The organism is Kitasatospora sp. NPDC088346 (genome assembly GCF_044740765.1).
Classification (GTDB): Bacteria; Actinomycetota; Actinomycetes; order Streptomycetales; family Streptomycetaceae; genus Kitasatospora.
In genome coordinates this window covers 19,920-33,852 of sequence record NZ_JBIURH010000007.1, presented here as the reverse complement: position 1 = coordinate 33,852, position 13,933 = coordinate 19,920, and the positions used below count along the sequence as shown (strand labels likewise).

Genomic DNA, 13,933 nt, shown 5'->3' with positions numbered 1-13,933 from the left:
TCATGACCTCGATGGAAGAACTGGCCCAGGCCCTCGTGCCGGAGTCCGCGTGGGACGTCCAGGTCCCCGGATTCATCGACCGGGACGGTCGCCACCCGCAGTTCGTCCCGCTCTCGGCGGCGGTCTACGTGGCGCTGTCGGAGGGGTTCCTCCGGCTGGACTCGGTCGCCGGCCGCAGCCAGCTGGCCGTCCGCCGGGTGGACGACGTGGAGGTTCCGGAGGCGCTCCTGGACGAGGACGAGGAGTTCTCGCTCGCCTCCTTCGGGGAGCCGTTCCTGGCCGACGCCCACCGGGGCTTCCGGATCACCCGGATCCGGTGGGTGACCGACCCGGGCTCGGACGCCGCCGCGGGGGTCGTGCGCTGTGCGGAGTTCGAGTTCGAGGACGCCTGGCCGGTGTTCGCCGATCCGGGCTGGCACTTCGGGATCCGACTGGAGGGCGTGGGCGCCTTCGACCGGTGGCTCGCCCGCGAGCGGGAGGCCGGCGTGGACCTCGACGTGGCCTCCTGGACGCGGTAGCCGACCGCCGAAAGCGCCGAGGGGCGGTCCCTTCCCAGCCGGGAAGGGACCGCCCCTCGGCGCTGCCGCGGGCGTCAGTTCTTGACGCGGGTGCCCAGGTGGTGGACCTGGACCATGTTGGTGGTGCCGGGGATGCCGGGGGGCGAGCCGGCGGTGACGATGACGGTGTCACCCTCGGCCAGCCGGTCCAGGCGCAGCAGCTCGCGGTCGACCTGCTCGACCATCTCGTCGGTGGTGGCCACCTGCTCCGTCACGTACGCCTCGACGCCCCAGCTGAGCGACAGCTGGTTGCGGGTGGCGGAGTCCGGGGTGAAGGCGATCACCGGGATCGGCGAGCGGTAGCGGGACAGCCGGCGGGCGGTGTCGCCGGACTTGGTGAAGGCGATCAGCGCCTTGCCGTTGAGGAAGTCGCCGAGCTCGCAGGCGGCGCGGGCGACCGAGCCGGACTGGGTGCGCGGCTTGCGGCCCGGGTTGAGCGGCTGCAGGCCCTGGGAGACGAGCTGCTGCTCGGCGGTCTCGGCGATCCGGCTCATGGTCTTGACCGTCTCGACCGGGAACTTGCCGACGCTCGACTCGGCGGACAGCATGACCGCGTCGGCGCCGTCCAGGATGGCGTTGGCGACGTCGGAGACCTCGGCGCGGGTGGGCCGCGAGGCGTGGATCATCGACTCCATCATCTGGGTGGCGACGATGACCGGCTTGGCGTTGCGGCGGCAGAGGGTGATGAGCTCCTTCTGCACCAGCGGCACCCGCTCCAGCGGGTACTCCACCGCGAGGTCGCCGCGGGCGACCATGACGGCGTCGAACGCGAGGACGATCTCCTCCATCGCCTCGACGGCCTGCGGCTTCTCGATCTTGGCGATGACCGGGACGCGGATGCCGACCTCGTCCATCACCTTGTGCACGTCGTCGATGTCGCCGGCGTTGCGGACGAACGAGAGCGCGACCATGTCGACGCCCAGGCGCAGGGCGAACCGGAGGTCGTCCTTGTCCTTCTCGGAGAGCGCGGGCACGTTCACGGCCGCGCCGGGCAGGTTGATGCCCTTGTTGTTCGAGAGCACGCCGCCCTCGACCACCACGGTCTTCACCCGCGGGCCGTCGACGCTGACGACCTCCAGGGCGATGACGCCGTCATTGATCAGGATCGGGTCGCCGGGCTTCACGTCGCCGGGCAGGCCCTTGTAGGTGGTGCCGCAGATGTGCTGGTCCCCGGGCACGTCCTCGGTGGTGATGGTGAAGGTGTCGCCGTTGTCGACGGTCACCGGACCGTTGGCGAAGGTCGCCAGGCGGATCTTCGGGCCCTGCAGGTCGGCCAGCACACCGATGGTGCGGCCGGTGTCCTCGGCCACCTGGCGGACCTTGCGGTACCGCTCCTCGTGCTCGGGGTGGGTGCCGTGGCTCATGTTCAGTCGGGCGACGTTCATGCCCGCCTCGACGATGGCCTTCAGCTGTTCGTAGGAGTCCGTGGCAGGACCCAGGGTGCAGACAATTTTCGCTCGGCGCATATCGGTCAGTCTATCCGTTCGTGTTATCGGTGCATTCCGCTCGAAAGCTGAGGGATCGCCAACGAACCATCCCGAGGGGTGGGATACTGAGTGGTAGTCAGCTCAGTCCCCAGAAGTGTGCACCAGCGCGAAGGCCTGCTGCGCGATCTCCAGCTCCTCGTCGGTCGGCACGACGGCCACCGCCACCCGCGCGAAGGCGGGCGAGACGATCCGCGGTTCACCCGATCGGACCGAGTTCAGGTCGGCGTCGACCACGATCCCCAGCTCCTCCAGGCCGGCACAGGCGGCCTCCCGGACGGGCGCCGCGTTCTCCCCCACCCCGGCGGTGAACACCACCGCGTCCACCCGGCCGAGCACCGCGTAGTAGGCGCCCAGGTACTTGCGCAGCCGGTGGACGTAGGCGTCGAAGGCCAGCGCGGCGTCCGCGTCGCCCTCGTCACGGCGGCGCAGGATCTCGCGCATGTCGTTGTCCCCGCACAGCCCGAGCAGGCCGCTGCGGCGGTTCAGGAGCGTGTCGATCTCATCGATAGTCAGTCCGCCGACCCGGTGGAGGTGGAACACCGCGCCCGGATCGACGTCGCCCGATCGGGTGCCCATCACCAGCCCCTCCAGGGGGGTGAGCCCCATCGAGGTCTCCACGCAGACCCCGCCGGCCACCGCCGAGGCGGACGCCCCGTTGCCCAGGTGCAGGACGATCACGTTGACCTCGGCCGGCTCCTTGTCGAGCAGCGCGGCGGCGGCCCGGGACACGTACTGGTGCGAGGTCCCGTGGAAGCCGTACCGGCGGACCCGGTGCTCGTCCGCGACGGACCGGTCGATCGCGTAGCGCGCCGCGTACTCCGGGAGGGTGGCGTGGAAGGCGGTGTCGAACACGGCCACCTGCGGCAGGTCGGGCCGCAGCCGGCGGGCCACCTCGATGCCGGTGATGTTCGCCGGGTTGTGCAGCGGCGCGACCGGGACCAGCCGCCGGACCTCGGCCAGCACCTCGTCGGTGATCAGGGTCGGCGCGGTGAACCGCCGGCCGCCGTGCACCACCCGGTGGCCGATCGCGGCGAGCTCGGGCGAGTCCAGCCCGAGCCCGTCCGCGGCCAGCTCCGCGGCGACCGCCTCCAGCGCCGCGGCGTGGTCCGCGAACCCCTGCCCGGTCTCCCGCGGCGCGCCGGCGCGCGGGGTGTGCACCAGCCGGCTGCCGCTCTCGCCGATCCGCTCGACCAGGCCGGCGGCCGGTCGGCTGCCGTCCAGCATGTCGATCAGCTGGTACTTCAGCGAGGAGGACCCCGCGTTCAGGACCAGGACCCGGGTGCCTGCACTCACTGCGCTGCTCCTTCCGCGCCGGCGGTCTGGGCCTGGACGGCGGTGATCGCGACGGTGTGGACGATGTCCTCCACCAGCGCCCCCCGGGACAGGTCGTTGACCGGCTTGCGCAGGCCCTGCAGCACCGGGCCGACCGCGACCGCGCCGGCCGAGCGCTGGACGGCCTTGTAGGTGTTGTTGCCGGTGTTCAGGTCCGGGAAGATCAGTACGGTGGCCCGCCCGGCCACCGGCGAGCCCGGCATCTTGGTGGCGGCGACGTGGGCGTCCACCGCCGCGTCGTACTGGATCGGACCGTCCACCGGCAGGTCCGGCCGCAGCTCCCGGACGAGCTCGGTGGCCCGCCGGACCTTGTCCACGTCCGCGCCCGACCCGGAGGTGCCGGTCGAGTACGAGAGCATCGCCACCCGCGGCTCCACGCCGAACTGGGCGGCGGTCTCGGCGGACTGGATGGCGATGTCGGCCAGCTGGCGGGCGTCCGGGTCCGGATTGACCGCGCAGTCGCCGTAGACCAGCACCCGGTCGGCCAGGCACATGAAGAACACCGAGGAGACGATCGCGGCGCCCGGCGCGGTCTTGATCACCTCGAAGGCGGGACGGATGGTCGCGGCGGTGGAGTGCACCGAACCGGAGACCATGCCGTCGGCGATCCCCTCCTGGACCATCAGGGTGCCGAAGTACGAGACGTCGGTGACCACGTCCAGGGCCAGTTCGACGGTCATGCCCTTGTGGGCCCGCAGCTTCGCGTAGAGCTCGGCGAACTGCCGGCGCAGCGGGCTGGTCGCCGGGTCGACGATCCGGACCTGGGCGCGGTCGGCGGTGTCGCCCGGCTGCGGGAGCTCGATGCCGAGGGCGGCGGCCCGGCGGTGCACGGTGTCCGGGTCGCCCAGCAGCGTGAGGTCGCAGATGTTGCGGCGCAGCAGCACCTCGGCGGCGCGCAGCATCCGGTCCTCGGTGCCCTCCGGCAGCACGATGTGCCGGCGCACGGCACGGGCCCGTTCCAGCAGCTCGTGCTCGAACATCATCGGGGTCACCCGCTCGGAGCGGCCCAGTTCGATCCGCTTGGTCAACTCGGCGGTGTCGACGTGGAGTTCGAACAGGCCGAGGGCGATCTCGGTCTTCCGTGGGCTGTTCGGGCCGATCTGCCCCTCCAGGTGGGTGAGCGCGGCCGCGGTGATCCAGCTGCCCTCCGGCACCACGGCGACGGGCGTGCCGGGGGCGAGCCTGGCGGCGAGTGCCATCACGTTCGGTCCGGGGTGCTGGCCGAGGGTCAGCAGCACCCCGGCGATCGGCGGGGCGCCGGCGGCGTGCGCGGCCAGCGAGCCGATCACCAGGTCGGCGCGGTCCCCGGGGGTGACCACCAGGGCGCCCTCGGTGAGCGCGGTCAGGAAGGTCGGCAGCATCGCGCCGCCGAAGACGAACGAGCGCACGTCCCGGGCCAGCCCGGCCGCGTCGCCCAGCAGGACCTCCGCGCCGGTCGCCTCGACCAGTTGCGCCACGGTCGGTGCGGCGAGCGCCAGTTCCTCCGGGATCACGTACGCGGGGACCGGCAGCTTCTGCGCGAGGGTCCGTTCGACCTGCTGCTTGGCGCCGGGCGCCACCCGGTTGGCGATCATCGCGAGGGTGGAGCAGCCGAGGTCGGCGTAGGCCCGGTGGGCGTTGCGGACCTCGGCGATCACGGTCTGCGGGTCCTCGCCCTGCCCGCCCACCACCGGCAGCACCCAGGCGCCGAACTCGTTCGCCAGCCGGGCGTTGAACGCCAGCTCGTCCGGGATGTTGGTGCCGGCGAAGTCGGTGCCGAGCACCAGCACCGCCTGGCACCGGCGCTCCAGCGCGCGGAACCGGTCGACCAGGGTGGAGACCAGCTCGTCCTGGCCCTGGGCGGCCTGCAGTGCGGCGGCGTCCTCGTAGGTCAGCCCGTAGAGCTGCTCGGCCGGCAGGTCCAGCCGGTACCGGTTCCTGAGCAGTTCCACCACGTGGTCGGTGCCGTGCTCGCCGGGGGCCTGGGCGTGCACCAGCGGGCGGAACACGCCGACCCGGTCCACCTGGCGGGTGAGCAGTTCCATGACCCCGAGTTCGACGGCCTGCCGGCCGTCCCCCCGATCGATCCCGGTCACGTACACGCTGCGCGCCACGTGGCTCTCTCCGTTCCCTCGCGGTTGTGGGGCATCCCTCGCTCCGACCATACATTCGCCGTCCGTACGGAAGGGCACAGGTGGATGTCGCCACAGGAAACCAGGGGTCGAAGCCCTTGACGGCCGGGCCGGGCCGGCCGGCTCGGCTCGCCCGGGGAACCGCACCGACCCCGGCCCTGCCGGGCCGGGGTCGGTGCGGTGCCGCGTGGTGCGGTGCCTTCGGGGAGCGGGGCCGGTGCGGTGCCGGTCCGGCTCAGGCCGGGCGCAGCCAGACGGTGGCGAGCGGCGGGATGATCAGCTCGGCGCTGCGGGGCTGCCCGTTCCAGGAGGTCGGTTCGGCCTTGATCGGGCGGGAGTTGGAGACACCGCCGCCGCCGAACCGGGGTGCGTCGGTGTTCAGCGCCTCCTCCCAGAGCTGGTCCTTGCGCTCCAGGCGGGGCAGGCCGATCCGGTGGCCGTGCCGCACCACGGGGGCGAAGTTGCAGACCGCGACCAGCGGGGTGCCGTCGGCGGCGTACCGGACGAAGGAGAGCAGGTTGTCCTCGGCCGCGCCGCCGTCCAGCCAGCGGAAGCCGTCCGGGGTGTTGTCCCGCTCCCACAGCGCGGGGCTGGCCCGGTAGACCCGGTTGAGTTCGCCGACCAGCTGCTGGACGCCCCGGTGGTCGGCGCCGGCCGGCCAGTCGTCGGCGAGCACCCACCACTGCGGGCCGTGCTCGTGGTCCCACTCCGCGCCCTGGGCGAACTCCTGTCCCATGAAGAGGAGTTGCTTGCCGGGGTGGGCCCACATGAAGCCGAGGTAGGCGCGGTGGTTGGCGCGCTGCTGCCACCAGTCGCCGGGCATCTTGGCGACCAGCGCCTGCTTGCCGTGGACGACCTCGTCGTGCGAGATCGGCAGGACGTAGTTCTCCGAGTAGGCGTACACCATCGAGAAGGTGATCTCGTTGTGGTGGTACTTGCGGTGCACCGGCTCCTTGGACATGTAGACCAGCGAGTCGTGCATCCAGCCCATGTTCCACTTCAGGCCGAAGCCGAGGCCGCCGGAGTCGGTGGGGCGGGTGACGCCGTCCCAGGCGGTGGACTCCTCGGCGATGGTGATCACGCCCGGGCAGCGCCGGTAGACGGTGGCGTTCATCTCCTGAAGGAAGGCGGCGGCGTCCAGGTTCTCCCGGCCGCCGTACTGGTTGGGGGTCCAGGCGCCGCCCTCGCGGGAGTAGTCGAGGTAGAGCATCGAGGCGACCGCGTCCACCCGCAGGCCGTCGATGTGGAACTCCTCGCACCAGTAGACCGCGTTGGCGACCAGGAAGTTGCGGACCTCGGTGCGGCCGTAGTCGAACTCCAGGGTGCCCCAGTCGGGGTGCTCGGCGCGCAGCGGGTCGGCGGGCTCGTAGAGCGGCTCGCCGTCGAAGCGGGCGAGGGCGAAGTCGTCCTTGGGGAAGTGCGCGGGCACCCAGTCGACGATCACGCCGATGCCGTGCCGGTGCAGGGTGTCGACCAGGTACCGGAAGTCGTCGGGGGTGCCGAGCCGGGCGGTCGGCGCGTAGAAGCCGGAGACCTGGTAGCCCCAGGAGCCGCCGAACGGGTGCTCCATCACCGGCATGAACTCGACGTGGGTGAAGCCGAGTTCCTCCAGGTAGCCGGGCAGCTCCTCGGCGATCGCCCGGTAGCTCGTCAGGTCGGGCCGCCAGGAGGCCAGGTGCAGCTCGTACACCGACATCGGCGCCCGGTGGTGGACGCTCCTCGCCCGCCGGGCCAGCCACTCGGCGTCGCCCCACTCGTACGCGGAGGTGTGCACCACGGAGGCGGTGGCGGGCGGGCACTGGGTGGCGCGGGCCAGCGGGTCGGCCTTCTCCAGCACCCAGCCCTGCCGGGTGCGGATCTGGTACTTGTACGTGGTGCCGTCGCCGAGGCCGGGGACGAACAGCTCCCAGATCCCGGACGAGCCGAGCGAACGCATCGGGTGGCCGGTGCCGTCCCAGTGGTTGAAGTCGCCGATCAGCCGGACGCCGACCGCGTTCGGCGCCCAGACCGCGAACGCCGTGCCGCGCACCCCGTCCACCTCGCGCACGTGCGAGCCGAGCGCCTGCCAGAGCTGCTCGTGCCGGCCCTCGGCGATCAGGTGCAGGTCCAGCTCGCCCAGCGTGGGGGCGGCCCGGTAGCCGTCCTCCTGGAGCAGCGGTTCGGCGCCCGGGTAGCCGACCCGCAGCCGGTACGCCGGGAAGTCCGTGCCCGTCAGCAGCCCGGTGAACAGGCCGGACTGCTGGTGCGTCAGTTCGGCGGGTCCGTGCTCGGTCTCGATCAGCACCCGCTCGGCGAACGGCCGCAGCACCCGGATCGCGGTGCCGCCCTGGGTGGGGTGGGCACCCAGCAGGGCGTGCGGGTCGTGGTGGCCGCCGGACACCAGCCGGTCGACCTCGGCCGGCGGCAGCGGGGCCTCCGGCAGCCGGAGCACCGCGTCCGGGCGCGGCTGCGGGACCTGCGCGGCGGCCCTGGCGGCCCGGGTGCCGCGAGGGGCCACCGGTGCCGGGGCCACCGGGGCTGCCGGGGTGACCGTGGCAGGAGGCGCCTCCTCAGAGACATCGGCGAGCTGCGGTTCCTCGACGGGCGTCCCGTCCGCGGGCAGGCCGTCGGACGGCTCGGCCCGCCGAGGCGCCGCGGCCTCCCGCGTCCGGCCCGTCCGGGCCGGGGTGCCTCGCTCCGGCAGGAAGGTGGCGGGCACGGCGGGGTTGGTGCGGTCGGACTTCGGGCCGAGCGGTGTCACGACGGAATCCTCCTGCGGCGGTGGTGGGGCGGGGGTCAGACGGTGAGGGCCAGGCGGTTGATGGCGGCCAGCGGGATGGGCAGCCAGCTGGGCCGGTGGCGGGCCTCGTACACCACCTCGTAGACCGCCTTGTCGATCTCCAGGGCGCGCATCAGCTCCGGGGCGGCCGCGGGGTCGGCGCCGCCGCCCGCGGTGTACCCGGCGCAGTACGCGGCCCGGTTGCGGGCGGCCCAGGCGGCGGCGAGGTGGGCGAGCTCGGGGTCGGTGCCGGGGGCGCCGGCCAGCAGGTGGGCGGCCGCGTAGTCGAACGAGCGGAGCATCGCCGCGACGTCCCGCAGGGCGGGTTGCGGCAGCCGCCGTTCGGCCAGCGGCTTGGCGGGCTCGCCCTCGAAGTCCAGCAGCACCCAGCCGTGCGGGGTGCGCATGGCCTGTCCGAGGTGCAGGTCGCCGTGGATCCGCTGGATCGGCAGGCCGTCCAGGTGGTCGGCGGTGAGCTGCTGGAACGCGCCGCGCAGCGCCGAGCGGTAGCGCAGCAGCCCGGGGACGGCGGCGACCGCGCTGTCCAGCCGGTCGGCCATCGCGCCGGCCAGCCGGGCGATCCGCTCCCGGTCGAGCCGGTCGGTCGGCATCGACCGGGCCAGCACCCGGTGCACCTCGGCGGTGGCCCGGCCGAGCCGGTGCGCCTCGATGGCGAAGTTGCCGGGGGCGGGGTCGCCCTTGAGCCGGGCGACCTGGTCCAGGGCGAGCTCCCAGCCGTCCTCGGCGTCCGGCAGGTAGCGCTGGAGGAGGCCGAGAGTGGCCGGTTCCGATCGCTCCAGGCGGCTCTCGAACCACGCGGCGACCCGGGGGATCCGGGTGGAGCCGGCCCGGGAGAGGGCGAGCGAGAGTTCCAGGTCGGGGTTGGTGCCCGGGCTGATGCGGCGGAAGAGCTTGAGGATGAAGGAGGTGCCGTAGATGACCGAGCTGTTGGACTGTTCGGCGGTGGAGGCCCGGCCGGGCAGGTTGCTCGGCAGGCCGGGGCCGGGGGTGCGGCGGAAGGAGAGCGGGCCGAACCGGTCGCCGGTGGCCAGGTGCTCCAGCAGCCGCCCGGTGAGCTCCGGGTCGTGCACGGCGTCGTAGAGCTGGGCGCCGTCGTAGGTGGTGCCGTCCAGCCGGCCGAGGACGGCGCCGGGCGGGATCCCTCCGGGGTCGTTCGAGCGGATTCCCAGCAGGAGCTGGTAGATGTCGCCCTGGGCGGCCGGCCCGGTGCCCTGCTCCACCCGCAGCAGCAGGTGCAGCAGTGCGGGGTCGCCGACCTGGAGGGGGGTGCCGACCACGGGGGTGAGCCCGGTGATGGCCCGCCCCTTGCCGGCGAACCAGCGCTGGGTGGGGAGCCAGTCGGCGATCAGCGGCAGCGCGGCGTGGACCAGCTCGCTGACCCCCGCGGCAGTTCTCCGGGCCCCGGATCCGCGCGTACTGACGGACCCGGGGGCGCCGTCGGGCGTGTCGCGGTGCACTTGGGCTTGAGAACGGGAGGTTTCGGACATGACTCCCTTTCCCCGGAAGCGGGCGGGCTGCCCGACGGGTCCTGGCCGGGTCCGTCAGTCTTCCGGATTTCGGCGGCGCGGCGGCGACGGCACGCGAGCGGGGCTCGGGTGTCACGCCATAGTGTGGGTGGCCGTTGGGCTGTTCTCCGTACGCGGTGGTGCAGAGGCCTCCGGGGGCGCGGGGTGGAGCTCTCGCGCCCCCGGAGGGTTCGGTGCTGTGGGGCCTGATGGATCGTTACTTCGACGGCCGCGGTGCTACTTCGCGCCGGGCTTGCGCAGCTGGAACCAGTAGAAGCCGTGTCCGGCCAGGGTGAGCAGGTAGGGCCACTCGCCGATGGACGGGAAGCGCACGCCGCCGATCAGCTCGACCGGGTACCGTCCCCCGTACCGCCGCAGGTCCAGTTCGGTCGGCTGTGCGAACCGCGAGAAGTTGTTCACGCACATGACCAGGTCGCCCTCGTACTCGCGCACGAAGGCCAGCACCGCGGGGTTGCTGGACGGCAGCTCGGTGTAGCTGCCGAGGCCGAACGCAGGGTTGAGCTTGCGGATCTCGATCATGCGACGCGTCCAGTGCAGCAGCGAGCTCGAACTGCTCTGCTGTGCCTCGACGTTGGTCACCTGATAGCCGTACACCGGGTCCATGATGGGCGGCAGACTGAGCCTGCCCGGGTCGGCGGAGGAGAAACCCGCGTTGCGGTCCGGCGTCCACTGCATCGGCGTCCGGACGCCGTCCCGGTCGCCGAGCCAGATGTTGTCGCCCATCCCGATCTCGTCGCCGTAGTACAGCACCGGGGAGCCGGGCAGCGAGAGCAGCAGGGCGGTGAACAGCTCGATCTGGTTCCGGTCGTTCTCCAGCAGCGGGGCGAGCCGCCTGCGGATGCCCACGTTGGCCCGCATCCGCGGGTCCTTCGCGTACTCCGCGTACATGTAGTCGCGCTCCTCGTCGGTGACCATCTCCAGGGTCAGCTCGTCGTGGTTGCGCAGGAAGATGCCCCACTGGCAGCCGGACGGGATGTCCGGGGTCTTGGCGAGGATCTCGGAGACCGGGTAGCGGGACTCCCGGCGCACGGCCATGAAGATCCGCGGCATCACCGGGAAGTGGAAGGCCATGTGGCACTCGTCGCCGCCGGAGGCGAAGTCGCCGAAGTAGTCGACCACGTCCTCCGGCCACTGGTTGGCCTCGGCCAGCAGCACGGTGTCCGGGTAGTCCGCGTCGATCTCCTTGCGCAGCCGGCGCAGGAACTCGTGGGTCTCCGGGAGGTTCTCGCAGTTGGTGCCCTCGCGGGCGTACAGGTAGGGCACCGCGTCCAGCCGGAAGCCGTCGATCCCCAGGTCCAGCCAGAACCGCAGGGCCGCGATCACCTCCTCCTCGACCCGCGGGTTGTCGTAGTTCAGGTCCGGCTGGTGGGAGAAGAACCGGTGCCAGAAGTACTGCTTGCGGACCGGGTCGTAGGTCCAGTTGGAGGTCTCGGTGTCGACGAAGATGATCCGCGCGTCCGGGTACTGCTTGTCGTCGTCGGCCCACATGTAGAAGTCGCCGTACGGGCCGTCCGGGTCGTTGCGGGACGCCTGGAACCACGGGTGCTGGTCGCTGGTGTGGTTGACCACGAAGTCGATGATCACCCGCATCCCGCGCAGGTGGGCGGCGTCCACGAACTCGACGAAGTCGGCCAGGTCGCCGAACTCGGGCAGCACCGACTTGTAGTCCGCCACGTCGTACCCGCCGTCCCGCAGCGGGGAGGCGAAGAACGGCGGCAGCCAGAGGCAGTCCACGCCGAGCCACTGCAGGTAGTCGAGCTTCTCGGTGAGGCCCTTGAGGTCCCCGACGCCGTCGCCGTTGCTGTCCTGGAAGGACCGCACCAGGACCTCGTAGAAGACCGCGCGTTTGAACCAGTCGGGATCCCGGTCCTTGCGCGGCGTCTCGGCGAAGGTGTCGGGGACGGGCTCGTTGACTGTCACTGAGGATGCCTCCGAACGGTGAGGAGGTGGGCCGGCCCGGCGGACGGGTCGAGCCGGACGTAGTTGTGCCGCGCCCAGGTGTAGGTCGCGCCCGTGAGCTCGTCGTGCACGGTGAGCGGGTGGTCGCCGTCGAGGGTGACGGTCGCCTCCTGGGCGTGCCTCGGGTCCAGGTTGACCACCACGATCACGTGGTCCTCGATGCCGTCCTCGGTGGCCGCGGACTTGGAGTAGGCGATCACCTGGTCGTTGTCGGTCGGGTGGAAGCGCAGGTTGCGCAGCTGCTGCAGTGCGGGGTGCCGGCGGCGCAGCCGGTTCAGCGCGGTGAGCAGCGGCGCCAGGCTGTCCTGGCGGGTCCAGTCGCGGGGGCGCAGCTCGTACTTCTCCGAGTGCAGGTACTCCTCCGAGCCGGGGTGGGCGGGCTCGTTCTCGTAGTGCTCGAATCCGGCGTAGACGCCGTAGCTGGGGGCCAGGGTGGCGGCCAGGACGGCGCGGACCGCGAAGGAGGCCGGCCCGCCCTGCTGGAGGTACTCGGGCAGGATGTCCGGGGTGTTGGCGAAGAAGTTCGGCCGCATGTAGGCGGCGGTCTCGCCGCTCAGCTCGGTCAGGTACTCGGTGATGTCCTGCTTGGTGTCGCGCCAGGTGAAGTACGTGTAGGACTGGTGGAAACCGATCTTCCCGAGGGTGTGCATCATCGCCGGGCGGGTGAAGGCCTCGGCCAGGAAGACCACGTCGGGGTCGGTCCTGGCGATGTCGGCCAGCACCTTCTCCCAGAAGCTGACCGGCTTGGTGTGCGGGTTGTCGACCCGGAAGATCCGCACCCCGTGGGCCATCCAGAACCGCAGGATGCGCAGGGTCTCCTTGACGATCCCGTCGAAGTCCTGGTCGAAGTTGATCGGGTAGATGTCCTGGTACTTCTTCGGCGGGTTCTCGGCGTAGGCGATGGTGCCGTCGGTGCGGTGGGTGAACCACTCCGGGTGCTTGTTGACCCACGGGTGGTCGGGGGAGCACTGGAGGGCGAAGTCGAGGGCGACCTCCAGCCCCACCGCACCGGCCTCGGCGACGAAGTGGTCGAAGTCCTCGATGGTGCCCAGGTCGGGGTGGACCGCGTCGTGGCCGCCCTCGGGGGAGCCGATCGCCCAGGGCGATCCGACGTCGTGCCGGCCGGCCGTCAGGCTGTTGTCCGGGCCCTTGCGGAAGGCTCGGCCGATCGGGTGGACGGGCGGCAGGTAGACCACGTCGAAGCCCATCGCGGCGACCGCGGGGAGCCGTTCGGCGGCCGTCCGCAGCGTCCCGGAGACCGGCGGCGCGTCGCCCGACGGGTCGACCAGCGCGCCTTCGGAGCGCGGGAAGAACTCGTACCAGCCGCCGTACAGCGCGCGTTGCCGGTCCACCTGGAGCGGCAGCGGGCGGGAGGCGCTGACCAGCTCGCGCAGCGGGAAGCGGGCCAGCAGGGTCGTCACCTCCGGTGCCAGCGCGGCGGCGTAGCGGCTGAGGGTGGGCAGGCCGGTGTCGCGCAGCGCGTCCACGGCGGCCAGGACGTGGGCCCGGCCGTCCTTCTTCGGCACCCCGGCGGCGGCGCGCTCCAGCAGCTGAGCGCCCTCCTCCAGGACGAGCGCGGTGTCGATGCCGGCCGGGAGCTTCACCGCGGCGTGCTTGCGCCAGGTGGCCACCGGGTCGCTCCACGCCTCCACCAGGTACGACCAGCGGCCGGCGGCGGTCGGGGTGACCCGCGCGCCCCAGCGGTCGGTGCCCTCGGCCAGCTCCTGCATCGGGGTCCACGGGCCGCTGCGGCCGCGCGGGTCGCGCAGCACCACGTTGGCGTTGACGGCGTCGTGGCCCTCGCGGAACACGGTGGCGCTGACCAGGAAGGACTCCCCGACCACGGCCTTGGCCGGGCGGCGCCCGGCGTCCACTAGGGGGGTGACGTCCAGGACGGGGATGCGGCCGATCACGGTGTCGCTCTCTGTCGTCGTGCGGGCGGTCGTCTTGCGCGCGGTGGTCTTGCGGGGCGCCGGCCGGCCGGTGCCCGCGGCGGCCGAGGTCCGGGCCGCGGTGGTGCCGCCGCCGGTGGCGCCGGGGGTGGTTCTGCGGGGGGCGGCCTTGCGAGGGGCGGCCCGGCGGGCCGGGGCGGCGCCTGCGGCGGTGGTGCCGTCGGGTCCACCCGCGCGCGGGGCCGGCAAGGGCTGCTCCGTGGTTGACGGTGTGTCGGGTGAGCCCGACG

Annotated in this window: 8 protein-coding genes; 1 reads left to right on the top strand and 7 read right to left on the bottom strand. The window is 72.4% G+C overall.

Translation table 11 applies throughout. From position 1 onward, the window contains the following. The first annotated feature begins 2 nt into the window (after positions 1-2). Positions 3-518, top strand: coding sequence for a hypothetical protein (locus ACIOFR_RS12270; RefSeq protein WP_400995408.1), 516 nt, complete (start codon positions 3-5; stop codon positions 516-518). Between the two features lie 74 nt (positions 519-592). Here the strand turns inward: ACIOFR_RS12270 and pyk are convergent, their stop codons facing one another. From pyk to ACIOFR_RS12235, 7 genes are all read right to left on the bottom strand, one after another. Further along, a complete protein-coding gene (pyk, locus tag ACIOFR_RS12265) occupies positions 593-2,023 on the bottom strand; it encodes a pyruvate kinase (RefSeq protein WP_033821714.1) in 1,431 nt (476 codons plus the stop codon). Between the two features lie 102 nt (positions 2,024-2,125). Then, a complete protein-coding gene (locus ACIOFR_RS12260; RefSeq protein ID WP_400995406.1) occupies positions 2,126-3,337 on the bottom strand; it encodes an acetate kinase in 1,212 nt (403 codons plus the stop codon). After that, positions 3,334-5,469 carry a phosphate acetyltransferase gene (gene pta, locus ACIOFR_RS12255; protein ID WP_400995404.1) on the bottom strand — a complete coding sequence of 712 codons (2,136 nt, stop codon included), beginning with the start codon at positions 5,467-5,469 and terminating at the stop codon, positions 3,334-3,336. Before pta ends, ACIOFR_RS12260 begins: the two co-directional genes overlap by 4 nt. A gap of 253 nt (positions 5,470-5,722) precedes the next feature. Next, positions 5,723-8,227 carry a 1,4-alpha-glucan branching protein GlgB gene (gene glgB / locus ACIOFR_RS12250; RefSeq protein ID WP_400995402.1) on the bottom strand — a complete coding sequence of 835 codons (2,505 nt, stop codon included), beginning with the start codon at positions 8,225-8,227 and terminating at the stop codon, positions 5,723-5,725. A 35-nt stretch (positions 8,228-8,262) separates the two neighbouring features. Beyond that, positions 8,263-9,753 (bottom strand): maltokinase, encoded by a 1,491-nt coding sequence (locus ACIOFR_RS12245; protein WP_400995400.1) that lies wholly within the window; start codon positions 9,751-9,753, stop codon positions 8,263-8,265. A gap of 255 nt (positions 9,754-10,008) precedes the next feature. Then, positions 10,009-11,712 carry a maltose alpha-D-glucosyltransferase gene (gene treS / locus ACIOFR_RS12240; protein ID WP_400995398.1) on the bottom strand — a complete coding sequence of 568 codons (1,704 nt, stop codon included), beginning with the start codon at positions 11,710-11,712 and terminating at the stop codon, positions 10,009-10,011. Next, positions 11,709-13,664, bottom strand: a complete 1,956-nt coding sequence (locus ACIOFR_RS12235; RefSeq protein WP_400995833.1) for an alpha-1,4-glucan--maltose-1-phosphate maltosyltransferase — start codon at positions 13,662-13,664, stop codon at positions 11,709-11,711. Before ACIOFR_RS12235 ends, treS begins: the two co-directional genes overlap by 4 nt. Positions 13,665-13,933: the final 269 nt, after the last annotated feature.

Excerpts from the sequence above, each read along its gene's own strand:
- ACIOFR_RS12270 (WP_400995408.1), top strand. The coding sequence starts at position 3 with ATGACCTCGATGGAAGAACTGGCCCAGGCCCTCGTGCCGGAGTCCGCG.
- pyk (WP_033821714.1), bottom strand. The coding sequence starts at position 2,023 with ATGCGCCGAGCGAAAATTGTCTGCACCCTGGGTCCTGCCACGGACTCC.
- ACIOFR_RS12245 (WP_400995400.1), bottom strand. The coding sequence starts at position 9,753 with ATGTCCGAAACCTCCCGTTCTCAAGCCCAAGTGCACCGCGACACGCCC.